This window comes from Pseudomonas sp. Root401 (assembly GCF_001425105.1).
In the GTDB taxonomy this organism is placed as follows: Bacteria; Pseudomonadota; Gammaproteobacteria; order Pseudomonadales; family Pseudomonadaceae; genus Aquipseudomonas; species Aquipseudomonas brassicacearum.
This window is the reverse complement of the sequence record NZ_LMDO01000038.1, coordinates 1-24454: the sequence shown is the minus strand read 5'-3', so window position 1 is coordinate 24454 and position 24454 is coordinate 1. Positions and strand designations below refer to the sequence as shown.

Sequence of the window (24454 nt, the reverse complement as noted above, 5' to 3'; positions counted from 1 at the left end):
TGGCAGCGTGGCTAATCTTGTTTCAAGGGGGTTACAAGTTTACTGGGGGTTGTTTGCAGGAAAAAGACGCCAACCGGATAGATCGACGAACACCCGCCCCGAGCAACAAGCAGACACAAAAAAACCCGGGATTTAGCTTAGTGCTGTTGAGTTGCGCTGTTAATGAAGATTTTGATATCACGTTCAGAGCGGCGTAATGCCCCACATCAAAAGCCAAAGCGAGGCGGCCTAACAGCCGACCTGGTTCTTGGTGGGCCGCGCTCCTCCTGTGGGAGCGAGCTTGCTCGCGAAAGCGGTGCAAGCGCACCAAAAAAAACGGCACCTTTCGGTGCCGTTCGTTTTCACGCTTGGGGCTTTACTTGCGTGCCGCCTCCCACGATTTCAACAGCTCGGTGTAGCTCACGGTTTCACCTTTTGGCTTCTCGTTCGCCAGTTTCGGCTTCGGTGCACCCGGTTGGTCGAACCAGTATTGCGCGTCGCGCTCAGGGTTCATTTTAGGCGCGCAGGTGGCTTGGGCCTTGGAGCGTTCCAGGCGAGTCATGATCGCATCCTGGTCCTTGGCCAAGCCATCGAGGGCCTGCTGTGGGGTCTTCTCGCCACTGGCGGCTTCGGCGATGTGGCTCCACCACAGTTGCGCCAGGCGCGGATAGTCCGGCACGTTGGTCCCGGTCGGGGTCCATTGCACGCGGGCCGGGCTGCGGTAGAACTCCACCAGGCCACCGAGTTTCGGCGCCAGGTCGGTCAAGGCCTGGGAGTTGATGTCCGACTCACGAATCGGCGTCAGGCCGACGATGGTCTTCTTCAGCGATACGGTCTTGGACGTCACGAACTGCGCGTACAGCCAGGCGGCGAGTTTTTGCTTCTCCGGCGTGGACTTCATGAAGGTCCAGGAACCCACGTCCTGATACCCCAGCTTCATGCCCTCTTCCCAGTACGGACCGCGCGGCGACGGCGCCATGCGCCATTTCGGCGTGCCATCGGCGTTCATCACCGGCAGGCCCGGCTTGGTCATGTCGGCGGTGAAAGCGGTGTACCAGAAGATCTGCTGGGCGATGGCGCCCTGGGACGGTACCGGGCCGGATTCGGAGAAGGTCATGCCCGCTGCTTCCGGTGGCGCGTACTTCTTCATCCAGTCCACGTATTTGGTGGTGGCGAACACCGCCGCCGGCCCGTTGGTGTCGCCGCCGCGGGTCACGCTGGAGCCGACCGGGTGGCAGTCTTCGACGCGAATGCCCCACTCGTCCACCGGCAAACCGTTGGGCAGACCCTTGTCGCCGCCGCCGGCCATGGAGAACCAGGCATCGGTGAAGCGCCAGCCCAGGGAGGGGTCTTTCTTGCCGTAGTCCATGTGGCCGTAGACGCGCTTGCCGTCGATCTCCTTGACGTCTTCGGAGAAGAACTTGGCGATGTCCTCATAGGCTGACCAGTTCACCGGTACGCCCAGCTCGTAGCCGTATTTCTCCTTGAACTTGGCCTTCAGGTCCGCACGCTCGAACCAGTCGGCGCGGAACCAGTACAAGTTGGCGAATTGCTGATCGGGCAGTTGATAGATCTTGCCATCCGGCGCAGTGGTGAAGGAGATGCCGATGAAGTCCTTGATGTCCAGGGTCGGCGAGGTGAAATCCTTGCCTTCGTTGGCCATCAGGTCGGTGATCGATTCAGTCTTGCCGTAGCGAAAGTGCGTACCGATCAGGTCCGAGTCGTTGACCCAGCCGTCATAGATATTCTTGTCCGACTGCATCTGGGTCTGCAGCTTCTCCACCACGTCGCCTTCCTGGAGCAGGTCGTGGGTCAGCTGAATCCCGGTGATTTCGGTAAAGGCCTTGGCCAGCACCTTGGACTCGTATTCGTGGGTGGCGATGGTTTCCGACACCACGTTGATTTTCATCCCGCGAAACGGCTGGGCGGCCTTGATGAACCACTTGAGTTCTTCGAGCTGCTGCTCGGCTGTCAGGGTCGACGGCTTGAACTCACTGCCGATCCATTTTTTCGCGGCGTCTTCATAGGCGTCGGCCCAGGCCGCAGCACTCAGCCCGCTGAGTGCCAGCATGGCTGCCAATGAAACGCTATGTCGCAGCTTATTGTTTTTATTGAACATAGAGACCTCCTGTTTGGGTTTAAGAGCCTGATCGGCGAACCTTCGCGACTAGCCCCACCGCATCACTGCCAACAGCCACACCAAAGACAACGCGAACGCTATCCAGATGCTCCAGTCGGTAGCACCGATCACCAGCATATGCAGGTAGGCGCTACCGAGAAGACCGATAAACAACCGATCGCCACGGGTGGTGGCAATCGGCAGGAAACCGCGCCGAGGGATGCTCGGCGAACGCAGTTCCCACGTGGTCATGCCTGCCAGCAGCAAGGCGATGACCCCAAAGAATGCCGCCGTGGGGGCGGTCCAGTTCATCCATTCCATCATCGACTCCTCAGACCCGGCCCAGGGCAAAGCCCTTGGCCACATGGTTGCGAACGAACCAGATCACCAGCATGCCCGGCAGGATAGTCAACACCCCCGCCGCCGCCAGCACGCCCCAGTCGATACCCGAGGCCGACACGGTACGGGTCATGACCGCCGCGATTGGCTTGGCATTCACCGAGGTGAGCGTGCGCGCCAGCAGCAGTTCGACCCAGGAAAACATGAAGCAGAAAAACGCCGTGACACCGATGCCGGAGCCGATCAACGGAACGAAGATCTTCACGAAGAACTTGGGGAAACTGTAGCCGTCAATGTAGGCAGTCTCGTCAATTTCTTTCGGCACCCCGGACATGAACCCTTCGAGGATCCACACCGCCAGCGGCACGTTGAACAGGCAGTGAGCCAAGGCCACGGCGATGTGGGTGTCGAACAACCCGATGGACGAATACAGCTGGAAGAACGGCAACAGGAACACCGCCGGCGGGGCCATGCGGTTGGTCAGCAGCCAGAAGAACAGGTGCTTGTCCCCCAGGAACCGGTAACGGGAAAACGCATAGGCCGCCGGCAACGCGACGCTCAGGGAAATCACCGTGTTCAGGCTCACGTAGTACAACGAGTTGAGGTAACCGGTGTACCAGCTCGGGTCGGTGAAGATCACCTTGTAGTTGTGGAAGGTGAAATCGTGCGGCCACAGGGTCAAGCCACCAAGGATCTCGGTGTTGCTCTTGAACGACATGTTCAGCAGCCAGTAGATGGGCACCAGCAGGAACAGGATGTAGATCAGCAGGGGGATCAGCTTTCTCTTGCTCATCGTGCGGGCCTCAACGGTTGGCGTCGGAGTGCGTCATGGCGGTATAGAACAGCCACGACACCAACAGAATGATCAGGAAGTACACCAGGGAAAACGCCGCCGCCGGGCCCAGGTCGAATTGGCCGATAGCCATCTGCGTCAGGGTCTGGCTGAGGAACGTGGTGGCGTTGCCCGGCCCGCCGCCAGTGAGTACGAACGGCTCGGTGTAGATCATGAAGCTGTCCATGAAGCGCAGCATCACAGCGATCAGCAGCACGCTCTTCATCTTCGGCAACTGGATATGCCGGAACACCGCCCAGTTGGAGGCCCGGTCGATCCGCGCGGCCTGGTAGTACACGTCGGGAATCGCCCGCAGCCCCGAGTAGCACAGCAGCGCCACCAAGGAAGTCCAGTGCCAGACGTCCATCACCAGCACGGTGACCCAGGCGTCCATGGTGTTGGCCGCATAGTTATAGTTGATGCCCAGGCCATTGAGGGTGGAGCCCAGCAAGCCGATGTCGGCGCGGCCGAAAATCTGCCAGATGGTGCCCACCACGTTCCAGGGAATCAACAGCGGGATCGCCAGGATGATCAACACCAGGGACGACCATTTGCCCTTGGTCGGCATGGTCAGGGCGATGGCGATGCCCAGGGGAATTTCAATCAGCAGCACGCACGCCGAGTAGATGAACTGGCGCAGCAGCGAATCGTGCAACCGTGGATCGAGCAGCACCTGCTTGTACCAGTCGGCGCCGACGAAGTAGCGGCTGGACTGGTCGAAGATGTCCTGCACCGAATAGTTGACCACGGTCATCATCGGGATCACGGCACTAAAGGCCACCAGCAGGAACACCGGCAACACCAGCCACCAGGCCTTGTTGTTCTGCACCTTGTTCATGGCTGCACCTCGCTCAACGGTTCCAGCAGGTATTCATCGGCATAGACCATCAGCCATTGGCCCGGAAAACTGATGTACGCGGTGCCTTCGGGCACGGGCTTGTCTTCGGCCAGGCGCACTTTCAGCGGTGCGCCATCGAGGTTGAGGGTCAGGATCTTGTAGGTGCCCAGGTCTTCGACGTGGACCACGTCAGCGCGCATCGCGTCGTCATAGGGGCCGTCCCAGACATGCACGAATTCGGGGCGGATACCGACCTTCAGGCTTTTGCCTTCGGCTTCGGCGACCCGACGTTGCAAGGTTTCCGACAGCGGCAAGTGGGTCGAGCCGAAACCGACGCCACCGGGCTGCGCCGTGACCTCGATCAGGTTCATCCCCGGGCTGCCGATGAAGTAGCCGACAAAGGTGTGGCTGGGGCGCTCGAACAAATCCCGGGGCGTGCCGAACTGCACGATCTGGCCGCCGTACATCACGGCGATCTTGTCGGCGAAAGTCGAGGCTTCCAACTGGTCGTGGGTGACGTAGACCATGGTGATGTTGAACTGCTCGTGGATCTGCTTGAGCTTGCGCCGCAGTTTCCATTTCAGGTGCGGGTCGATCACCGTCAGTGGCTCGTCGAACAGGATCGCCGACACATCGTCGCGCACCAGCCCGCGGCCCATGGAGACTTTCTGTTTTTCGTCAGCGGTGAGGTTGCGGGCCTTTTTGTCCAGCAGGTTCTGCAGGTCCAGGACCTCGGCGATTTCCTGCACCTTGGTGTGGACTCTCGCCTCAGCCATGCCCTGGTTACGCAGCGGGAACGCCAGATTGTCGAACACGGTCATGGTGTCGTACACCACCGGGAACTGGAACACCTGGGCGATGTTGCGGCGCTCCGGGGTCAGGTCGTTGACGACTTTGCTGTCGAACATCACCTGCCCTTCGGAAGGGCTGAGCAATCCGGAAATGATGTTGAGCAACGTGGACTTGCCGCAGCCCGAAGGCCCGAGCAGCGCATAGGCGCCGCCCTGTTCCCAGATGTGGTTCATCTCGCGGATCGCGTAGTCCTCGGGGCCCGCCGGGGTGCTGGTGTAGCTGTGGGCGAGGTTCTGCAAACGAATTTCGGCCATCAGGCAACCCTCGCGATACGCTGCCCTGGGGCTTGGACCAGCTTGCCCTGGGCATCGAAGACAAACAGTTTATGGGTCGGAATGTAGATGCGGATCGGCGCATCCACGTCGTACTCATGCACCCCTGGCAAGTGCAGCACCAGCAGGAAATGTTCGTTGCGCACGTGCAGGAAGGTCTCCGAGCCGCTGATCTCGGCCACCTCGACGGTCACCGCCAGTTCCAGGTCGTCGTCGTTGCTCGGCACCAGGGAAATATGGCTGGGGCGCACGCCGAAACGGAACTCACCCTCGCCCACCGGGCGCAGGTCGACGTTCAGCGGGAAGTGCACGAAATTGGCGAAGCTCACCTCGTTGCCGGCGATGCGTCCCGGCATGAGGTTGATCGGGGGTTCGGAAAACAATTCGGCGGCCAGCACGGTTTGCGGCTGGTGATACACCGAGGACGATTTGCCGCTCTGGATCACCCGACCCTCATGCAGGATCGTGGTGGTGCCGCCCAGGGCCAGCGCCTCGTTGGGCTCGGTGGTGGCGTAGACGGCGATGGTGTGGCGGGCCTGGAACAATTCGCGCATTTCCTGGCGCAGCTCTTCACGCAGCTTGTAGTCCAGGTTCACCAGTGGTTCGTCGAACAGAATCAGCTCGGCGTCCTTGACCAAGGCGCGGGCCATGGCGGTGCGCTGCTGCTGGCCGCCGGACAACTCCAGCGGATGACGCTGCAGGAATTTCTCGATGCGCAGCATCCTGGCGGTTTCCAGCACCTTGCTCTGGATTACCTCATCGGACACACCGGCCTGGCGCAACGGCGAGGCGATGTTTTCGAAAACGGTCATGGTCGGGTAGTTGATGAACTGCTGATAGACCATCGACACGTTGCGCAGCCGCACCGGGCGCTTGGTGACGTCGACGCCGTTCATCAGGATGCGGCCGCTATCGGGCTTGTCCAGCCCGGCCATCAGGCGCATGAGGCTGGTCTTGCCGGACAATGTGCGGCCCAGCAAAACGTTGAAGGATCCGGGTTCGAAACTCAGATTGGCATCGTCGATCCAGGTCTGGCCTTCGACGGTGCGACAGATGTGCTCAAGCTTTAATGACATGGCTCGGCCTTTTTATTATTGGAGTCAAGCGACCCGAGTTAGAAAGCGAAAGCCGTGCCAAAAATCACAGGCCTTTGATCTTATTGAAATTTCTATTTATCCGTAGGAAAAAGACGTTCGTTGATGAACACAAGTGAACAATCAGGAATGAACAACTGAACAACGATCGGGTTGACAATGAACAATTTTGAACAACACTGAACCAGTGGGAGCGAGCCAATTTAAGTAGTGTTTGGATCTGCCCCAGCACAAGGAGTCTGTGCGAGACTTGCCACAACAATAAAAACAGCTCCTGCGAGAGTGCCCCATGGCCGCACCTGCTCCAGCCTTGTCTCACGAGGCAATCATCCAGGCCTCCTGGTCCCGTTGCCGTGCCTTCGGCCTGAACCATCAAAGCGTGCCGGCCTTCGACCAGTTGCCCGCCCAAGGCATCGCCCAGTTGCTGGAGAGCCAGCATTCACTGGTGCAGACCACCCACCAGGAAGTCCTGCCGTACTACGAAAACATCCTGAGCAACTCCAACTGCCTGATCATGCTGGCCGACAACCAGGGCCAAGTGCTGACCTCCTGGGGCACCCAGCGCTTCATCGAACCGAAACTGGCCCATGGCTTCAGCGCCGGGGCGAGCTGGATGGAGCGCTGCACCGGTACCAACGCCATCGGCACCGCGCTGGCCTGCGAACAGGCGGTGCACATCGAACACGATGAACACTTCCTCAAGGCCAATCGCTTCATGACCGGCTCCGCCGCGCCGATCTTCGATGCCGAGCGCAAAGTCATCGCCGTGCTGGACGTCTCCAGTGACAGCTACCTGCCGCCTTCCCACACCCTGGGCATGGTCAAGATGATGAGCCAGACCGTGGAGAACCGGCTGATCCTCAACCTGTTTCGCGGTGAACACTTCCAACTGACCTTCAACACCGGCCTGAACAACCTCGACAGCCAATGGGCCGGGCTGCTGATTTTCGATGAGAGCGGTCAGGTCCTGTCCGCCAACCGCCGGGCCGACAACTTGCTGGGCCTGAGCCTGTCGCGCGTCAGCATCGAAAGCCTGTTCAAGGTCTCGCTGCTGGAACTGCTGAACCAGCCCGACGGCCTGCCGTTCGCCCTGCAAGCATCCGGCAGCAATCGGTTCCAGTGCCTGCTCAGGCGCCCGAGCCAGGTATCGATCAAGGCGCGGGTATTTACCGAGCCCGCGCCCATGCCGGCCTCGGCTCCTGCCTCCCATGTCATCAGCCTCAACACCCTGCACTTCGGTGACAGCCGCGTGGAGAAGGCCGTGCGCCAGGCGGAGCGCTTGCTGGAGAAGGACATTCCGCTGCTGATCCATGGCGAGACCGGCGTCGGCAAGGAAGTCTTCGTCAAAGCCCTGCACCAGGCCAGTTCGCGCTGCAAGCAGCCGTTCATTGCCGTCAACTGCGCAGCGATCCCCGCCGAGTTGGTGGAGTCGGAATTGTTCGGTTATGAAAAAGGCGCCTTCACCGGCGCCAACCAGAAAGGCAGCATCGGCCTGATCCGCAAGGCCGACCGGGGCACGCTGTTCCTCGACGAAATCGGCGACATGCCCCTGCCGACCCAGGCCCGGCTGCTGCGGGTCTTGCAGGAACGTTGCGTGCAGCCGGTGGGCAGCGCCGAGTTGTTCCCGGTGGACATCCGCATCATCTCCGCCACCAACCGCTCGCTGCGTGAACAGGTGCAACTGGGGCGGTTTCGCGAAGACTTGTACTACCGCATCGGCGGCCTGACCCTGGAGCTGCCACCACTGCGCGAACGCAGCGACAAGCAGGCCCTGTTCAAACGCCTCTGGGAACACCACCGCGAACCGACCCAATGGGCCGGCCTGAGCCGTGAGGTGTTGGATCTGTTCGATCGCCATCCGTGGCCGGGCAACCTGCGGCAGGTCAGCAGCGTGCTGCAAGTGGCCCTGGCGATGGCCGAGGAACAGCCGATCCGCCCGGAACACCTGCCCGACGATTTCTTTGTCGACCTTGAAATGGAACCGGTGGAAACGCCTGAGCCGCTGACGGTGGACCTGAACGATGCCGAGGACCTGAACCGTCAGTTGCAGGCAGTGGGCGGGAATATTTCACACCTGGCGCGACGGCTGGGGGTCAGCCGCAATACCTTGTACAAACGCCTGCGGCAACTGGAAAGCTGATACGAAACCTGTGGGAGTGGGCTGGTTCTTGTTGATCGAGTACATATCCGTTGCTGCGGTAACGGCCACTTAGGGTTCCGCCCAACGGCGGGTCACTTTCGAAAAGCCCGGAAGCCGGCCCAGTCGAAAGTAACCAAAGCGCTTCTGCCCCACCACTCGGCACCTCGCCTAGGCTCGGTGTGCCTGAACGAAGGCATTGCTCCGTGGGCCCGCCGCGAAGGGCCATCCGATCTGTGGGAGCAAAGCTTGCTCGCGAGGCGGCCTTGCGGCCGGCCTGGCTCCCCCGGTCGTACTCCGATCCACTTGTGGGAGCGAGCTTGCTCCCACAGGTGTATTGCTTAACTGATTGGCACCACTCCGACTTAGTCGAACGCGCCATTGAGCACTTCATAGATGATGCCAGTGGCGATCGCCACCAGGATCAGGTCCGTGCCGACTTGTTGCCACTCATAACCGTCATAGTGCGGTAACCGTCCCAGCAGTCGCCCATCAAGTTTCTTGGCGATACCGGGTGGCAACGGCTTGCCCCGTGCAAGATTGTTCTGGATGCCTGGCGGCAGCGCCGGGCCGGGGCTCCAGTAATCGCGATAGCCGCCGATCACACCGAGGATGCCGCTGCGGTCGAGGCTCGGGCCGTTATGCCAATCGCCGCCGCCACCGCCTTGGTTGCCTTTGCCTCCCTTATTGCCGGGATTTCCTTGACCGCCCTTGTTGCCCTGCCCGCCTTTGCCTCCCTGCCCTTGACCGGGACCTTGATCGAATTGAGAATTTCCCTTGCCGTTGCCCGGGTCCGCGACAACAATGCCAGGGCCAGCCGCCAGGGCGAAACAGGTCACTGCAGCAATCAACGAGCGCGATTTGAACATGGCAGTTCTCTCATAAAAGGGATGACCCCTGTAAAGATATAGAGACTAACGGTGATATTAGTTCCATATCACGCTGCGTGCCGCTTGCCTGGACCGGATAACACCTGAACACAGCAATCAAGGAGTTTAATGCGCAAGGATTACCTGGCTTTTTTCGTCTCGATGTTCCTCTCCCGGTTGGCCGACCAGATATTGCTGTTCATCGTCCCGCTGATTGTTTTCCAGACCACCAACAGCGTCGCCTGGGCAGGCCTGGCGTTCTTCGTCGAGTCCTTGCCACGCTACCTGGCGTTCCCGATCTGCGGCGCGCTGTGCGACAAGTTCTCGCCGATTCGCATCCTGCACATCAGCCAGGTCTATCGCGCCGTCGCCTGCGGCGTGGCGGTCGTGCTCTATGGTGTCTTCGGCGGGATCTATTGGATCGTCGCGCTCTCGGCCCTGTGCGGTGTGCTGACCACCCAGGGCATCATGGCCCGCGAAGTGGTGATGCCGTACATCTTCAAGCACTACACCTACACCAAGACCCTGTCCTACTCGCAAATCGCCGACCAGACCGGCTTGGTGCTGGGCCCGCTGATCGCTGCGCTGCTGCTTGAGGTGTGGGCGTGGCACTGGGTGGTGCTGGCGGTTGCCGGGCTGTTTCTGCTGGCCGATCTGGCGATGCTGTATTGGCAGCGCATCAGTTCGGTCACCCTGGAAACCTTCGAGCAACATCACGACCTCTGGCTGAACCCGCTGCGCATTGCCTTCGGCCACATTCGCAACCTGGCGGAACTGAAAAGGATCATCAGCCTGGCGGTGGGCGTCAACCTGATCATCGGCGTCACCCTAGCCACCTCAGCGGCCATGATCATCGGCCATTACGGCGCCGGCAAGGATGACTACGCAGGGTTACAGGCAGCCGGTGCCGTGACCACCATCCTCATCCTGTTCCTCCTGGCCCGGCTGACCTTGCCCTTGAAACTACTGGGCGCTCTCTCCTACACACTGATTGCCGTCGGCGCCTTCATCACCGCGCTCAGCCCGAACACAGGGGGCTACGTCGTCGGCTTCTTGCTGATTGTCGGCTTCGACAAAATGTTCAACGTCTACTTCCGCACCCTCCGCCAGCAAGTGATTCCGCCCCAGGACTTCGGCAAGACCGTCGGCGTCATCACGCTGCTCAACAACCTGTCGCAACCGCTCGCGGGCCTGTTGGTCGCGGTGCTGGCCGCGCCGGTTGGAACGCAGCAGGTGATTCTGCTGTTGGCGGTTGTCACCAGCCTGATCGGAGCCGCAGTGGTTGTGGTGCACAGGCATTCGACATACCGGTCAAGCGTCTACAACGCCGAGACCGACTGACCCTATCGGGGGGCGGTTTGTATTATCAGTGACTTATTGTTGAGGCATGGTTGCAACGTTGCCGGCGTCAATGCACGTCTGCCCCGCCATTCGTCACCTGTCGAGTGTCGGGGCCAACAAGCGGCCACGTCTGGCTCAGGGTTTGCACTGGCCTGTCTCAGCAGCCAAGAACGACGTAATTCTGACGCGGCGGCAAATTAATCAATGCTTGGTCAGCAAACGGAGATGTACCGTGTCAACTCTCAACGAAATCGCAGCGAATCACGCGAGAATGGCAAAGTTAAAGGAAGAAGAGTCGATGCGGCTGAGTGCGCTTCAGGGACAGGTGGTGGGGAGTTTTGAAATTCCCCCCATCGAGGCGCCACAGGAGATGTCGCTGCACTTTATGACGGGGGCACAGGATCACTCGTTTGGGGAAGCGGCGGTGCTGAGTTTTTGACCTGGGTGTTGATGGGGTTTCGTCGCTCGCTTGTTCGCGGGCGACTCGACCGTTCAGAACTGCCTGGCTAAAGCCGCAGCAAGTATGCCGGCCGCAATTGCCGGCAACGGTTTTTTCAGTGCCAGCATGACGATTGCCGTGGTCAGCAAAGCCAGGCGTGCGCCGTTGTCACCTTTAACCGCCAGCGGAGCCAACACCGCCACCAACACCGAACCGGACATGGCTGTGATGAACTGCTGCACCCGATAGTTGATCGGCACGAACGACATCACGAAAACACCGCCCCAGCGAGTCGCCAGTGTCACGACGGCCATGATCAATATGACGATCAACGTGCCGTAACCCGCCGTTTCAATACTCATTGTTTTTTCTCCATCCACAGCGCGCCCAGGATGCCCCCCGCCAAAGCGCCGACCACGACATGACTGTTCGCTGGCAAGTACCAGTAAGCCAACAGCGATGAGCAGGCCGCCACGGTCCAGATGATGAACATGCGCAGGTTTTTCTTCCCGCCCACGACCATCGCCAACAAGAAACAGCCCATCACCATATCGAGCCCGAAACTGACCGGGTTCTCAATGGCACTGCCAAAATGAAGCCCCAGCCAGCTGCCCAGGATCCACGCGGCCCAAAGTGCAATGCCGCCGCCGAATAAAAGCCCGAGCCCCGGCTTGCCACGACTGAACGCCTGCATCGCCATGGCCCAGTTCGCGTCCGAAACAACCAGCATGACACCGTAGCGTTTGGCAACGGGCAGCTCCCGCAACCACGGGTAAAGCGTCGCGCCCATCAATAAGTGCCGGGCGTTGATGGCGAAGACGGTGATCATCAGCGGAACGACCGGCACTTGCTGCCCCCACAGATCCAGTGCGGCGAATTGAGAAGCGCCGGCAAAAACCAGCGTGCTCATGAGCACCGCTGACGTATCACTCAAGCCCGTTTGCGCAGCCGCCAGGCCGAAAGCAACACCGAACACGACGACGAAAAGAGAGATGGGGATCAGCTGTTTGAAACCGTCGTAGATGTGATTCAACGTCAGCGCGTGCAGGTGGGGTTCAACATTCGACAAAACAGGGCCTCTTCTGAATATCTGCGATGCAAAAACCGAGAGTATGGGGCTGAATCTGCTTGCCGAACACTTTTTGGCAGGGCAATGGGCAACTCAACCCGCCGAGATCAGGTCATAGGACAGCTTGCTGATCAGGATCACCAGCAGCACCAGGAACAGCGCGCGGACAAAGGGCACTCCCTTGCGCACCGCCAGCCAGGTGCCGGTCAGCGCGCCAAAGATATTGAACAGCGCCATCGGCAGCGCTACCAAGTAGAGCACGTTGCCGCTCGGGATGAAGAACAGCAGCGCCGCGACATTGGTGGCGATATTCACCAGCTTGGCCGACGCCGAGGCGTGCAGGAAGTCGAAGGCGAAGCAGCGAATGAACAGGAAGATCAGGAAGCTGCCGGTGCCCGGTCCGAACAAACCGTCGTAGAAACCGATGGCGCCACCGACCAGTACCGCCAGCAGCTTCTCCTTGGTGCCGATGCGCATGGGCTTGTGAAGGCTGCCGAAGTCCTTTTTCCAGAAGGTGTAGATCGCCATCAGCACGATTAGCACCAACACCGCCGGGCGCATCAGTGCCTGCGGCACGATCGATACCGTCGCCGCGCCAGCGAAGGCCATGACAAAGGCCGCGCCAGCGGCAGGAACCACCAGGCTCCAGTCGATCACCACCTTGCGCACGAACGAGCGCGCAGCGAAGGCCGTGCCGCAGGCCGCCGCGACCTTGTTGGTGCCGAGCAGCGCTGCGGGCTGGGCGCTGGGCAGCACATTGAACAGTGCCGGGATCTGGATCAGGCCGCCGCCGCCGACGGCCGCATCGATCAGGCCGGCGGCGAAGGCGAAGACACATAGCAGGACGATATCGAACATTGAATCAGGCTCTGGCGATAAAGGGGTGGGTGGTCGAGATGGGGACTTTTGGCGCCCGCCATTCGTGGGTCGCTTCGCCCGCAAGGGCGGTAGCTTTTCTGAGAGTTTCATCCAGCGTCGGCATATCCATCGCTCTTGTTTAGCTACGTCCTTGTGGTGAAAGCGGGAAGGCTAACGGAAGGGGCTTTTTTGTGTTGCAATGTCATATTGTGAAAAGTGCAATGAGGTAGCCGGTGGCACTGGATATGTTGGCTGATCTTGAAGCCTTTGCGACGGTGGCCCGCAAGCGCAGCTTTGTCGTCGCAGCCCGCAGCCTGGGGCGCTCCCCCAGCTCGCTGACCCGCGCCATTCAAGGGCTGGAAGAACGCAGTGGGGTCAAGCTGTTCAATCGCTCGGCCAATGCCGTGACGCTGACCGAGGCCGGCGAGCGGCTACTGCCCCACGCCTACAGAATGCTCGATCTGCAACGTGAGGCGGACGAGGACCTGGCCGGGCTCAGCGGCCTGGCCACCGGCTGGATCCGCTTTTCCGCACCGCAATCCTTGGCCCACACGGTGGTCCCCGGGTTGATCGCTCAGTACAGCCAGCGTTATCCCGATGTCAGCGTGGATGTGATCTTCACCGATGCGGCGGTCGATCCGGTCAAGGGCAAGCTGGACTTTTCGATTCGCGGCGCCTTTCCACAATCCAGCGACCTGATTGGCTACCCGCTGTGGAGCTATTCGCGCTACCTCTACGCCAGCCCTGGCTACCTGGAGCGATGCGGGCTGCCGGCGTCCATCGAGGCGCTGGAACAGCACGCATTGATCCTGCACACGGCGCCGCGGATTCTCAAGGAATGGAATTTTCGTGGGCCGGGCCAGGCCGGCAGCTTTCGCGTGCACCCCAAGTTTCGCTTCAGTTCCGGCGCGGCGGTGTTCCAGGCTGCGCTGGCCGGTGCCGGGATTGCCCGCCTGGCCGACTGGCTGGCGGAGCCGGAAGTGGCGGCGGGACGCCTGGCGCGAGTGTTCCCCGAGTACAAGCTGACCTCCAGCACGGGTGAAGACCCGCGCATGCATGCGGTCTATCCAGCCGGCAACCTGCCGTTGCGGGTCAAGAACCTGCTGGACATGATCCGTGTCTACGGTGACAGCGTCAGCCGCTCCTGAAGGTCGGCCGGCGCCCCCGTTGAAAAAATAGAGTGAAGCACGTCACAGACCAGGCGAGCGCTCAAGTGGCCAGTGCGGAATGTTCCACACCAATAGCCATAAAACGGCAAAATAAACACCCCAGGCGATTCACTCGCGCCCTTCGTCAAAGATCAAAGCAATCAATGCGCTAGAAACAGAGCACAGGATTTCTTGGAAGAAAGAAAAATTACTAATGGAAAGCAGGAGCCTTGCAAAATGAGCACAACTGAACAAGTACAAAGCGCGGGTAAATACAGCGCCAAGTGGCAGGAACGCTTTGACTTCTTTGAAACCTATGGTGCACCCAACGACCCGCGCTACAAGGAAGCCGTCAAGACGCTGCCTGGCGTCAAGAAGAAAATCCTCATCAACGCCAACGTGATTGCGTTTTTCTTCGGCCCTATCTACCTGTTCGTCCTCGGCCTCTGGAAGAAAAACCTCGCCCTGCTGGGTATTTTCCTGGCGATCAATATCGCATTGAGCGTGATTTTCGCAATCATCGGCATGGAGTTTCCCCGGCCGTTGAGTACCGGCCTGAGCATTGCCCTGTCGATGATGTACGCACTCATGGCCAACTACGCCTACTACCTCAAGGAAGTGAAAGGCGAGCAAGGCTGGAACCCGTTCAAAGGCATGCGTCTCTGATTGCAGGCTTGGGTCATCAAGAGCCCGCACCTCATCATGAGTGTGCGGGCTTGTTGTTTCTGAGGGTTGAAAATTCTTGGGGAGCAGCATCAGCCGATGCTCAACTGCCCCGACGACCGGAATGTTGTTTTTTTACACCACTTTCAGCCTTTCGCTCGAAATAGGCATGAACAAACCACAGTGCCAGGGCAAACCCGGCAAAGCCAAAAATGAAGAGCAACACCTCTATTGCCGTACCTTCATGAGAAAACATTGTGTTCACCTCATCCTTAAGTGGGTTGACCAAAAATCGCCACGCCTGAAGTTTCTCGTAACAATCCAAACATTTTCAGGGTAGTCGCCAACAATCTGTGTGGCAACCCTTAGCCCGGCATAAACCCCCGGTCTAGACGAGTCGGCGACCAATGACACCCTTCCCCGCCAAGGCCCGAGTTCGAATGGAAGCCGGCTTGTCGATCAGGAGGAATTGGACGAAGAGCACAGGGGACTCGCACCCGCCCTACTCTTTGAAAGATTGCTAAACCGTCAACCAGCCGAACAAGATCTCGTCGTGACCCACGGCGACGCGTGCATGCCCAATATCATCGTCGATAACGGTGGTTTTACGGGGTTCATTGATTGCGGTCGACTGGATGTCGCGGATCGATATCAGGACCTGGCGCTGGCAACTCGGGACATTGCCGAGGAGTTGGGAAAACAATGGGTAGCGCCGTTTCTGCGGCGATACGCAGTGCTCGAAGCCGATCAGGATCGTATTTATTTTTATCGGCTTCTGGATGAGTTCTTCTAGCGCCGACACCTGGTTGTGACTGACGATCAGTAACAACCGGGCGCAATGTCACGTCGATCACAAAGGGCGGGCGGCGGCACTACTTTCATCAGAAACAATGACCCGAACGTCAGTCACAGCCCGATAGCGCCAGACCTTTATCAAGGCGCTGTCCCCAGGCGTCATGCGGCCGATGATGGCTGTGACCTCGGCAGGACTGTTCACAGCCGCGCCAGCGATCTCCAAAATGACATCCCCCGCCAAGAGCTCCATTTTCTCTATATCAGCGCCTGCCTCCGGTCCAAACACCAGCACCCCTTTCTCGGACGGTAAACCGAAGCTCTTCGCAACAGCAGGCGTGACCGAGCCGATGTGGGCCCCGAGATGCCCAGCCGCAACAGGCATGGGAGCCGCAATACTTTTGGCAGGTATCGGCGCCGGGGCGGACGTTGTGGGGGAAACAGGACTTGGGGCAACGCTTGGGCTGGATGCGCTGCTGCGGGAACAGTCTCGCTGAGTGACCACCTGGTGAATCACTTGCCTGATTTTTTCCGTACGCGGCGTGGGATTCTGGTCATAGCTTTTTTGAGTAATCAACAACGTATCGCAATCCATGGCCTCGTAGGTTGCCGGAGACTCGGTAGTGCGATGATATTCGGCGTACCTCGCCTTTTCTTCTTCCCCCATGGGAAGAAAGATACAACCCACAAGCAACGAGGAGGATGCTGCCATTAGCGAAACGAGTCTGAGTGACATGGCCATCCCTGATGTTGGAGTTTTTGAGTTGGAAGGTTGAACGCTACTGTTTTGCCATGCGTCTGTCCAATCCACACTCCACATCTCTCCACAGCCAGACACCAGGAAAACTGGGCGCAGGCTATTGGGAACGGAGTAAACGCTCGCTGACGGCTTGGATGATCACTGCGCCGCCTGCGCGCACTGACTCTCTGGCTACTGCGTTAATCCGCATTAAGAAAGGCCTTTCCTTCCTCCGCCGTTAAGGGCTCAGGGTGCGGAAGGAATTGCGCGAAGACCAACGGTGCGTTTTTCAGGCAAATCCAGCCACTCTCCCCAGCGTCTCCGGCGATGAGATATCTCGTATTGATCTTCACCACTAGCCATCCTCCACGTCTCGCCCATTTTGTGGCGTTGGCAGGAACGGAGGTGAACTCTGGTAGCTTCTCCTGCGGTATACCTGGCTGAGAGCCACCCACCTGACTGATCATTTGTTGTAGGGTTGGCGCTCCACAATTCACATTCGCCGGTTCCCCTCCGGCACTAGAGGCATTGACTGCCGCTGCGCAACCTGTAGCGCTCCCTCCCCGAACCAGCACTACATCTTTGTGATTGCCACTCCTTAGCGCCTCGGCAACGACATCGGTCTTCGTGACGATCCCCTCTAAAGCACCAGCTATCGCGCTTTCATCTTGCGGAGCGAGTGTCCTACTGGTGGAAGCCATGTTATTTCCTCGTCCATGATGGCACCGGTGAATGCCCGGGACCTGAACGATGAGTATAGGAAGACATCGGACTTTCCCGAAGTGCAACTGACTCAACGGGCGTTGGATACAGAACCCTGATCGGCCTGCGCCGAAAGCGGAACATCAAACACTCGATCAAACAGCCATTGAAAAACCAGCGAATAAAAAAAGAAGAACACAAACAGCCCCAAGTTAGTCACCAGCGCCAGCCACAGGCTGATGCCCAACCACGCTCCAATCACAGGGGTAAGGATCAGCGTCAAGCCGCCTTCAAACCCCAGGGAATGCAGCAGTCGTCGCTGCCAATTGCGATGGCGGCTGCGTTGGCGACGTTCCCACCACTCGAACAGGCCGTTGAAAAGCATGTTCCAGGCCAGCGCGACGGCGGAAATCACCAGCGACAGCAGGGTTGAATAGCCCATGCCCTGGTCGTAGGTCAGCGCCAGCGCCGGGGCCACGAACAGCACGCCGCCGGCTTCGTAGAGGATGGCCTGAAGGATTTTACGGGGCGTGCCTTGCATCGCTGGGCTCCTGGAGTGAGGTGGGAGACCACAGCCTGGCAAGTTGAGCACCCGCGCACAATTGAGCTAAATTGAGCCACGCTCAACCTGAGTAACCTACCCACCCATGTTCGCCAAACTGCCCCTCACCGCCTTGCGCGGCTTCGAGTCCGCTGCACGGCTGGGCAGCTTCAAGGCAGCGGCCCAGGAACTGAACGTCAGCCCGGCGGCGATCTCCCATCAGGTCAAAAGCCTTGAAGCCTTCCTTGGCGTGCGCCTGTTCGAACGCTCCAGCCAAAACGTACGCCTGAGCGCCGACGGCGAGCGCCTTCAGCCGTTCATGCACCGCGCCCTGCTTGATATCCAACATGGCCTGCAGGTGCTGTCGCCGCCTTGTGCTGCCCAGTCCTTGGTGGTGAGCACGACGCCGGCGTTCGCCAGCCTGTGGCTGATCCCTCGGCTCGGGGATTTTCATCGGTTGTACCCGGAGATCGACATCAGGCTGCATACCAGCAACGAGGTGGTCGACCTGCAGCGTGACGCCAGCATCGACCTGGCGATCCGCGCCCTCTTCACGCCTGACCCACAGCTGTTCGAACAGCCTTTGCTGGATGAGTACTTTGGCGTTTATTGCCGCCCCGGCTGGCAACCGCCCGCAGCGGGCGCGCCCGTCGAACTGATCGACGTGCCGTGGCTGAGCAGTGCAAAGGTGGCAGTCGACTGGCCTGCGTGGTGCGCCAAGGCCGGCACCCTGGGCTGGCTGGAGAACGCGCGTTTCCGGCGTTATGACGAGGAGCAGCATGCCCTGCAGGCGGCGATCGCCGGGCACGGGCTGGTACTCGCCAGCAATGTGCTGGTTACTGAGGCTGTTGCGCGTGGGGAGCTGGTTGAATATCGCCCTGAGGTTCGTTTGGCGGGTGCGCGGTATACGGTGGTGTGTGTGCCGGGGCGGGAGCGGCAAATGGAGGTACGGGCTTTTAGTGAATGGTTGTTGGAGCCTGACAAATAAACTGGTGAGAAATGTGATTAATATTCGCGAAGCAACTAAAGCCGACCTGGATGTTCTACGTGAAATCGGCTGTGAAACCTACCAAGAGCACTTTTCGGACATCTGGTCTGTCTCTGGCATGCAGGACTTCCTTAATCAAGATTTTTCTCCTACCTCGCTCGGCAAATCACTCGAATCCCCCGCTTGCCATTTGTGGCTTATAGCCTCAGATGAAAGCGGTAGGGTCGTCGGCTTTTCCAAAGTTAACTGGTCAACGCCTGCGCCTTTAACGGGCGAATTGGGCGCGGAGATTCAAAAAATCTACTTTATCAAGTCCGAAGCAGGACGAGGATATGGGAAACAACTCCTGCACTTCATTTGCCGCCGAGCGATAGAGCGCGGAGAACGCTTGCTGTGGCTTGACGTACTCAAGACCAACTCAAATGCGCGGCGATTCTATGAAGGTTTCGGTTTCCAAGAAATCGGTGAAATCCCTTTCAAGACTGACCGAGTTGAAATTGGGATGGTAGCAATGGCATGCGAACTTTCCCGATAGGCATATTCGATGACCTCCCTGTCGGTTGGTTGTCATAACCACAACGCGGAAAAAACCAGATGGCTTACCGGACACGTACGGTGATCCGACCTTGAGCACGCGATCCTCGACCGGCTGTGCACAAAGCTCACCGGATCGTGCTGAAGGACGAATCGAAAAGCTGGGAACCCCGACTCTAGGCTCATCGGTGATAGATCCGTCTCATAAACGTGATCTGCCTCCGTTTTTTTGAATCTGTGGCTGTCCGAGCATAACTGCTCCCCCGTGACGTCTTCAGCGCGGAAGAACAGAGGAAATCGCCCCACCCTTTCCTTCCGCCCCCTTAGGGAAGAGGCGAATTCGCAGCAAAGTCCGTAGGGATATTGAGAAAGGAGTGCCATGCATCTACAGCATCATGATGCCGCTGGGCAGCATCCTCCCAAAATGGACCGGATACCTCTTTCGCAGAAACCAGCATCATCATTTTTATCGTCGCAGCGTCCAGCTCTTTGAGAAGCTCATGGGATGTGGCCCTGAATTCTTCGAACGACGTCATTCCATTTACCTCGAGCGGTGTTCACCGCAATTGAGAAATACATATTTCTCTATGAGTGGAGTCCCCCGGGTGACAGTAATTCCAAAAGGTCGGACCGCCGGTAAATTCATTTCTAAGCCAGCCTTGAGCGGCAATGGCGCTCGCAGCACACGGTTGAGCCCTCATAAGCCATAGTGACGAGAAGTGGAGAACTTTCATTTGCTCTGGCGTGGAAAGCAGAAACCGCAAGAACGATCAAATGTTGCCCCCATCCATTTGATAACGTCGCTTCAGCATTCATGGAGATTCGTCATGCTGAGTATCGAAAGGGCCCTGTGGTACATCGAGCTGGAGCTGGGATCCCAACTCGATCTAGGACGTGTAGCACGCCATTGCAACCTGTCTCCTTTTGCCTTGGCCCGTTTGTTTGCGCTGTCGACGGGCTGGTCGGTGATGCGTTACATCCGCGCACGGCGTTTGAGCCAAGCGGCATTGACCTTGCGTCAAGGTGCGCCGGATATCCTGCAAGTAGCGCTGGATGCTGGCTACGGCTCCCATGAAGCTTTTACGCGCGCCTTCTGCGATCTGTTTGGGTTCACTCCAAAGCAGGTGCGTGGGCACGAGGATGAACATCTCTCGTTGGTGGAGCCTTTACGCATGAAAGAAAGGGTGCTCATAACACTCTCTGAACCTCGCTTTGAAACTAGGACAGCGTTTTTCATCGCGGGTCTGGGGGATCGTTTTACCTTCGATAAGAACGAAGGCATCGTCGGCTTGTGGCAAGCGTTCTCCCCCTATCTGGGACAGGTACCCAATCAGATAAACAACTGGAGCTATGGCCTGTGCTGTAATCCTGAACCGGATGGTAGTTTTGAGTACATTGCCGGCACAGAGGTGTCCTGCGTCGAAGGTGTTCCCCCGGCTTTTCGGTATTTCAGGGTGCCGCAGCAAAACTATGTCGTGTTTCGGCACCAAGGCCATATCTCGACGATCCATCAGACGTTCTTCACCATTTTCAATCACTGGTTGCCTGAGTCCGAATATGAGCTTGCCGACGCGCCTGAGTTCGAACAGTACAGTCCTGATTTCGCACCCTCCCGAGGGAAGGGTTACGTGGACGTGTGGATACCGCTTGCCAGACGCCAAGCATCCCATGCCATGAATGTATAAATCAGACCACTAAGCATGGAGCCCGCCCCATGAGTTTCAATTGGCACAGTGATCAGCTCACAAGAAACACGACAATTTGCAAGAATTACCGAAACACCCAAAACGTCCGCAGATTCATGGTCGAGCACTGCGGCGCGAACTTTAAATTTGATAGAGGCTTTATGGCCTGGATACGTAATGGCGTACCGAAAACGCTCGGCGAAGCCGTCGATGAGTGGCTGCAGCGCAATCGCGATATCCACTGAACATCCCACGGGCATCAGGCCCAACACTCTGGATGTTCAAATGGGCGCCCATGTGTGTGGCAGGATTATGCGTCACAAATGGTAAAGTTCGCGCTCTATTTGGGGAGGGATCCACTTGAAAATTTTCAGCGCTCTCGTGCTGCTCGCTTTGTCTGCTCCGGCCTACGCTTCAGAAACGACGACGTTTGTTTCATCACTAAAAAACTGGGCATATGAATGCGAAATCATAGGGGCCACAGCGCTAGCAAATGCTGATACTGCATTACAGAAGCACGGAGCAAACAGCTACGAAGTCGCGCTTTCCAAATCCAAAATCATTGAAGCCCCCAAAATATGCATTGAGGACAAAATGGAGTCAGGAAACGCTAGCGTGGATCAGGAGATCCGCAGGCACCCCCAGTTGCGCGCAGCAATTGGGGAAACATACTCGAAGTGGATCACCTACCTATTTTGGCTTGTCCCGCCACACCCTCTGGGAACAGTCAGCTTAGAAAAGACAGCATTTGAAATGTCGGCAATCCGACTTCAAGCGCAGATCGACTCTCTGTAGAAACGCAAGTTATTTTGAAGATGACTGGCTTGCATGGGAGGTAAGGCCTGTTACCCCCCCCCGTGACCATCCGCGCGGGGCGGGGTATCTACGAGGTAGACTTCTTGCTTCCCTAGGGAAGCTGATCATCACGCAAGGCGTGTTGGGCGGACACTTACCTTGCGGTACGCTTACCGAGGATCGCGAGGTGGAGCTACGATGCTGGACATATTAGTGGACTTCGTTCTCGAACCTGTGGCGCGGGCAATTTTTTATCCAATCGGTTGGCCGATAGTCAAGCTCATCAGTTGGGGCCGCTACCCGAGTAAAGGTATGTGGTTCAAGGATACGCCCGAGTCGAACTGGACGATGGGATTAGGAATTGCTGCTGTGGTGATTGCGATAATGGTGGCGCTGCACCAGTTCTAGACCCCGTATCCGTACAATGTTGGGTTTGAATGGAGACGAGGCTATTTGAAAGCCGTTTCCGCCGTTCTCTGCACAAAGTATGTTCCCTGTCCGCGTTATCTACCTCAAGCATTCTGCCTCATGCTGATATTCCACCCTCAGCGAATCTGCTCCCCTTGACGTCTTATCCAAGAATACTGGAAGGTTTTAGGTTCGGCTCGATGGCTCCTCCGCCGGTAGCTGCCCAGATCAGCGCCGCAGCAATAAGTACAATGTCCAAGCACCTGGACCTGTTCACGACTTACACCACTCCCCGCCAGGTGATACAACGCATATTTTCGTAGATCGAACCAGGCTTCATTATGTGTGGCCTCGGGCTCGACCCATGGCGTATTCGCGGGTGGCACTCTGTGGGCCGTCCACGGAGGAGAATCGTTTTGCCAAAGATGGCTATCGGCATGTTCAATACGCTCGACAAACGTCCTGTTCACCTCATAACAACAGGGGCCGATGGAGGGGCCTATTGCTATTCGCAATCCAGCGAGAGGAGCACCTTCCTTCTCTAACCGGCTTAACGAATGGCCGAGGATGCCAGCTTTCAACCCCTGCCACCCGGCGTGGATTGCCGCTACAAATGGTTGATCTACCGACGCCACCAACACCGGTAAGCAATCGGCAGTGATGACCGCTACTGCATCCCGAACTCCTCTTGAGAACAGTGCATCGGCGACAGGGCGTTCACCCCGCCCTACCACGTCAGCATCGATGATGACCGTACCATGAGCCTGAGTGCAGTAACGTGTTCCTTCCGGCAGCGTTAAATTTCCAGAAGTTTCGAAACCATGATCTATGCCGGGGATATCGAGCAGCAACGAGGCGTGGTAGGTCATAAAGCAGATCCTATTGATGGGAATCCGTGATACCGACGCAACTTCGGCATGGAGGGCGGATCAAGCCCGTAGATACCCGCGCCGCGCAGATACCACGGAGTTATGGGCTTAAGTCTAGCGCCAGGGAGCGCAAGGTGACTTCGCAGGACGTTCTTTGGTCAGGGTGACGTGCTAGCCGAATTTAAACCTACTATGCCCCGGAAGAATCATACCGTTTGACAAACCGGCGCTCGTCGACCGCGTAACCGTGCTGTTGATAAAAAGTGTGAGCCTGTATTCGATGATCACTGCTAGTCACCTCAGCTCGGACGCAAAGCTGCTCTGTAAAAAACGCGTCAGCAGCGGAAACAAGCATTGCCCCTACTCCTTGTCCTCGGAAATTTTCATCAATGACAAGGGAAGTTATGCGTCCGAGCCTACCCGGCTGATGAAACAGCTCAAGTACGTGCAAGCTTATGACACCGACAATATTTTTACCGTCTTGTGCCAGCAGCACGGTATCGCGAACGCTAAGCTCTAAAGCCTCAAGCTTATCTCGGATTAGCTTTTTCGAGACTTGGTAGCCTAACTGGCCTAGGAGTTTGGATACCGATTCTGCATCGGCTAGTAAGGCTTTTCGCACTTTCATGTTGTTCTCAACTGGGTATTGCATAGGCTCGCCCATCATTTGGATCCGAGCGGCGCAGGGATGCTACTCACTGGACAAAAATCGGTCGATGATCATCGAGACCGCTTGCACCGGAGAGGTCAAGGCTGTGTCTATGCAAAACGGAGCTTCCTCCCACGGCTCATATTCATGATCCAGTACAGACTGCCAAGTGGGTGGAGTCAGCCCGGGAACATCAACCATCCTTGTTTCGACCCGGCGCTGATGTTCATCTTTATCGGAACAAACCACTTGGATATTTGCCAATCGAATACCAGCCTGTGAGGCGATTTCGCTCCACGCGATTCGGCTTTCGAGGACGGGATTGACACAATCAACGATGACTGTGCGGCCCAAACGAAGATTACTCAGCGCAAGCTCATTGGCGACCATGTAACCACTGCGCCCTACGTCATGCGCAAGAGCACCCGAGTTTCGAATCGCCTGTTCAATCGTATCGATCCGCAGGTACACGGCGCCTGTCGTAGCGGCAAGATCATTGGCGATAGTCGTTTTTCCGGTGCCGGGAAGGCCGCTGAAGACGATGAGCATTCCATGTCCTTCGATTAGTGAGCTAATCCAGTGTAGGCAGCAGCCAGTTATGCGGCAGCGATTGCTCTATCCCGCTCGCTCGCCGCGTCGGCAGCTGGATCAATATTTCTTTAATGAGACCAGGGACAGACCACGATTTTAAAACTCGTACTGGACGCAATCTTTCACATCCCTTTCACAGCCGAGCGCCTATGGTTATCTCAGCTCCTAGTGAAACCCTTTTAGCCCGGCCTCCCCAGTCGGGCTTTTCTTTGCGCGTGTACGGACCGGACACATGGTTGACGGGTGTGCGGGGACATGGTGGACACTTTCCAGCGAGCTAATTTCGCCGGAAAACCATCATGCCCTGGACTA

General features: G+C 57.9%; 29 protein-coding genes and 1 pseudogene. 12 read left to right on the top strand and 18 right to left on the bottom strand.

Annotated features, from left to right (window positions below):
• Window positions 1-355: 355 nt before the first annotated feature.
• The 6 genes from ASC85_RS23785 to ASC85_RS23760 are packed head-to-tail and all read right to left on the bottom strand — an operon-like array spanning window position 356 to window position 6307.
• Window positions 356-2098 carry an ABC transporter substrate-binding protein gene (locus ASC85_RS23785; RefSeq protein ID WP_018608208.1) on the bottom strand — a complete coding sequence of 581 codons (1743 nt, stop codon included), beginning with the start codon at window positions 2096-2098 and terminating at the stop codon, window positions 356-358.
• Window positions 2099-2146: 48 nt separating this feature from the next.
• Window positions 2147-2419, bottom strand: coding sequence for a DUF2160 domain-containing protein (locus ASC85_RS23780; protein WP_057451631.1), 273 nt, complete (start codon window positions 2417-2419; stop codon window positions 2147-2149).
• Between the two features lie 10 nt (window positions 2420-2429).
• Entirely contained in the window at window positions 2430-3230 is an 801-nt protein-coding gene (locus ASC85_RS23775; RefSeq protein ID WP_057451630.1) for a carbohydrate ABC transporter permease, read from the bottom strand.
• Between the two features lie 10 nt (window positions 3231-3240).
• Window positions 3241-4107 (bottom strand): carbohydrate ABC transporter permease, encoded by an 867-nt coding sequence (locus ASC85_RS23770; RefSeq protein ID WP_030142069.1) that lies wholly within the window; start codon window positions 4105-4107, stop codon window positions 3241-3243.
• A complete protein-coding gene (locus tag ASC85_RS23765) occupies window positions 4104-5213 on the bottom strand; it encodes an ABC transporter ATP-binding protein (RefSeq protein ID WP_057451629.1) in 1110 nt (369 codons plus the stop codon). The genes ASC85_RS23770 and ASC85_RS23765 overlap by 4 nt, the downstream gene beginning before the upstream one ends.
• Window positions 5213-6307, bottom strand: coding sequence for an ABC transporter ATP-binding protein (locus ASC85_RS23760; RefSeq protein ID WP_057451628.1), 1095 nt, complete (start codon window positions 6305-6307; stop codon window positions 5213-5215). Before ASC85_RS23760 ends, ASC85_RS23765 begins: the two co-directional genes overlap by 1 nt.
• Before the next feature lie 307 nt (window positions 6308-6614).
• On the opposite strand from ASC85_RS23760, the gene ASC85_RS23755 reads away from it, so the two are divergent.
• Window positions 6615-8465, top strand: coding sequence for a sigma-54-dependent Fis family transcriptional regulator (locus ASC85_RS23755; RefSeq protein ID WP_057451627.1), 1851 nt, complete (start codon window positions 6615-6617; stop codon window positions 8463-8465).
• A gap of 362 nt (window positions 8466-8827) precedes the next feature.
• Here ASC85_RS23755 and ASC85_RS23750 read toward each other — a convergent pair whose 3' ends face one another.
• Entirely contained in the window at window positions 8828-9331 is a 504-nt protein-coding gene (locus ASC85_RS23750) for an anti-virulence regulator CigR family protein (RefSeq protein WP_057451626.1), read from the bottom strand.
• Between the two features lie 129 nt (window positions 9332-9460).
• On the opposite strand from ASC85_RS23750, the gene ASC85_RS23745 reads away from it, so the two are divergent.
• Both ASC85_RS23745 and ASC85_RS23740 read left to right on the top strand, forming a co-directional pair.
• The gene (locus ASC85_RS23745) at window positions 9461-10672 is read left to right on the top strand and encodes an MFS transporter (RefSeq protein WP_057451625.1); all 1212 of its coding nucleotides are present in this window, start codon (window positions 9461-9463) and stop codon (window positions 10670-10672) included.
• Window positions 10673-10904: 232 nt separating this feature from the next.
• On the top strand, window positions 10905-11111 hold the full coding sequence (locus ASC85_RS23740) for a hypothetical protein (RefSeq protein ID WP_039012654.1): 207 nt from the start codon (window positions 10905-10907) through the stop codon (window positions 11109-11111).
• 53 nt (window positions 11112-11164) lie between these two features.
• Here ASC85_RS23740 and ASC85_RS23735 read toward each other — a convergent pair whose 3' ends face one another.
• From ASC85_RS23735 to ASC85_RS23725, 3 genes are all read right to left on the bottom strand, one after another.
• Window positions 11165-11473: an AzlD family protein gene (locus tag ASC85_RS23735; RefSeq protein ID WP_039012655.1), complete on the bottom strand. Its 309-nt coding sequence runs from the start codon at window positions 11471-11473 to the stop codon at window positions 11165-11167.
• Entirely contained in the window at window positions 11470-12180 is a 711-nt protein-coding gene (locus tag ASC85_RS23730; protein ID WP_057451624.1) for an AzlC family ABC transporter permease, read from the bottom strand. Before ASC85_RS23730 ends, ASC85_RS23735 begins: the two co-directional genes overlap by 4 nt.
• A gap of 93 nt (window positions 12181-12273) precedes the next feature.
• Complete coding sequence (locus ASC85_RS23725) at window positions 12274-13038, bottom strand: sulfite exporter TauE/SafE family protein (protein ID WP_057451623.1); 765 nt, start codon at window positions 13036-13038, stop codon at window positions 12274-12276.
• A gap of 233 nt (window positions 13039-13271) precedes the next feature.
• Here ASC85_RS23725 and ASC85_RS23720 point away from each other — a divergent pair, with 233 nt between their 5' ends.
• Entirely contained in the window at window positions 13272-14186 is a 915-nt protein-coding gene (locus ASC85_RS23720) for a LysR family transcriptional regulator (RefSeq protein ID WP_057451622.1), read from the top strand.
• A gap of 237 nt (window positions 14187-14423) precedes the next feature.
• Window positions 14424-14852: a DUF2628 domain-containing protein gene (locus ASC85_RS23715; RefSeq protein WP_057451621.1), complete on the top strand. Its 429-nt coding sequence runs from the start codon at window positions 14424-14426 to the stop codon at window positions 14850-14852.
• A 100-nt stretch (window positions 14853-14952) separates the two neighbouring features.
• Here ASC85_RS23715 and ASC85_RS32665 read toward each other — a convergent pair whose 3' ends face one another.
• The gene (locus ASC85_RS32665; protein WP_164488496.1) at window positions 14953-15105 is read right to left on the bottom strand and encodes a hypothetical protein; all 153 of its coding nucleotides are present in this window, start codon (window positions 15103-15105) and stop codon (window positions 14953-14955) included.
• 169 nt (window positions 15106-15274) lie between these two features.
• Between ASC85_RS32665 and ASC85_RS23710 the strand changes: the two are divergent.
• Window positions 15275-15642: pseudogene (locus tag ASC85_RS23710) on the top strand (phosphotransferase); the annotation flags it as partial.
• A gap of 57 nt (window positions 15643-15699) precedes the next feature.
• On the opposite strand, the gene ASC85_RS23705 reads toward ASC85_RS23710, so the two are convergent.
• The 3 genes from ASC85_RS23705 to ASC85_RS23695 all read right to left on the bottom strand — a co-directional run bounded on the left by ASC85_RS23705 (window position 15700) and on the right by ASC85_RS23695 (window position 17623).
• Window positions 15700-16377 (bottom strand): PDZ domain-containing protein, encoded by a 678-nt coding sequence (locus ASC85_RS23705; RefSeq protein WP_236712399.1) that lies wholly within the window; start codon window positions 16375-16377, stop codon window positions 15700-15702.
• A gap of 203 nt (window positions 16378-16580) precedes the next feature.
• Complete coding sequence (locus tag ASC85_RS33955; protein WP_057451619.1) at window positions 16581-17081, bottom strand: DUF4765 family protein; 501 nt, start codon at window positions 17079-17081, stop codon at window positions 16581-16583.
• 92 nt (window positions 17082-17173) lie between these two features.
• Window positions 17174-17623: a PACE efflux transporter gene (locus ASC85_RS23695; protein ID WP_057451618.1), complete on the bottom strand. Its 450-nt coding sequence runs from the start codon at window positions 17621-17623 to the stop codon at window positions 17174-17176.
• Between the two features lie 106 nt (window positions 17624-17729).
• Between ASC85_RS23695 and ASC85_RS23690 the strand changes: the two genes are divergently transcribed.
• Window positions 17730-18611, top strand: a complete 882-nt coding sequence (locus ASC85_RS23690; RefSeq protein WP_057451617.1) for a LysR substrate-binding domain-containing protein — start codon at window positions 17730-17732, stop codon at window positions 18609-18611.
• 13 nt (window positions 18612-18624) lie between these two features.
• Window positions 18625-19146 carry a GNAT family N-acetyltransferase gene (locus ASC85_RS23685; protein ID WP_057451616.1) on the top strand — a complete coding sequence of 174 codons (522 nt, stop codon included), beginning with the start codon at window positions 18625-18627 and terminating at the stop codon, window positions 19144-19146.
• A gap of 322 nt (window positions 19147-19468) precedes the next feature.
• On the opposite strand, the gene ASC85_RS23680 is transcribed toward ASC85_RS23685, so the two are convergent.
• The gene (locus ASC85_RS23680; protein ID WP_057451615.1) at window positions 19469-19681 is read right to left on the bottom strand and encodes a hypothetical protein; all 213 of its coding nucleotides are present in this window, start codon (window positions 19679-19681) and stop codon (window positions 19469-19471) included.
• Window positions 19682-19972: 291 nt separating this feature from the next.
• Between ASC85_RS23680 and ASC85_RS23675 the strand changes: the two genes are divergently transcribed.
• The 4 genes from ASC85_RS23675 to ASC85_RS23660 all read left to right on the top strand — a co-directional run bounded on the left by ASC85_RS23675 (window position 19973) and on the right by ASC85_RS23660 (window position 22033).
• Window positions 19973-20830 (top strand): AraC family transcriptional regulator, encoded by an 858-nt coding sequence (locus tag ASC85_RS23675; RefSeq protein ID WP_057451614.1) that lies wholly within the window; start codon window positions 19973-19975, stop codon window positions 20828-20830.
• Between the two features lie 29 nt (window positions 20831-20859).
• Entirely contained in the window at window positions 20860-21075 is a 216-nt protein-coding gene (locus ASC85_RS23670) for a DUF6434 domain-containing protein (protein WP_057451613.1), read from the top strand.
• Between the two features lie 115 nt (window positions 21076-21190).
• Window positions 21191-21625, top strand: coding sequence for a hypothetical protein (locus tag ASC85_RS23665; protein WP_057451612.1), 435 nt, complete (start codon window positions 21191-21193; stop codon window positions 21623-21625).
• A 198-nt stretch (window positions 21626-21823) separates the two neighbouring features.
• Entirely contained in the window at window positions 21824-22033 is a 210-nt protein-coding gene (locus ASC85_RS23660; RefSeq protein WP_003203789.1) for a hypothetical protein, read from the top strand.
• 137 nt (window positions 22034-22170) lie between these two features.
• Here ASC85_RS23660 and ASC85_RS31575 read toward each other — a convergent pair whose 3' ends face one another.
• The 3 genes from ASC85_RS31575 to ASC85_RS23650 all read right to left on the bottom strand — a co-directional run bounded on the left by ASC85_RS31575 (window position 22171) and on the right by ASC85_RS23650 (window position 24100).
• Window positions 22171-22902 carry a polyphenol oxidase family protein gene (locus ASC85_RS31575; RefSeq protein ID WP_082534467.1) on the bottom strand — a complete coding sequence of 244 codons (732 nt, stop codon included), beginning with the start codon at window positions 22900-22902 and terminating at the stop codon, window positions 22171-22173.
• 190 nt (window positions 22903-23092) lie between these two features.
• Entirely contained in the window at window positions 23093-23530 is a 438-nt protein-coding gene (locus ASC85_RS23655; protein ID WP_057451637.1) for a GNAT family N-acetyltransferase, read from the bottom strand.
• A gap of 63 nt (window positions 23531-23593) precedes the next feature.
• Window positions 23594-24100, bottom strand: coding sequence for an AAA family ATPase (locus tag ASC85_RS23650; protein WP_057451611.1), 507 nt, complete (start codon window positions 24098-24100; stop codon window positions 23594-23596).
• Between the last annotated feature and the right edge of the window lie 354 nt (window positions 24101-24454).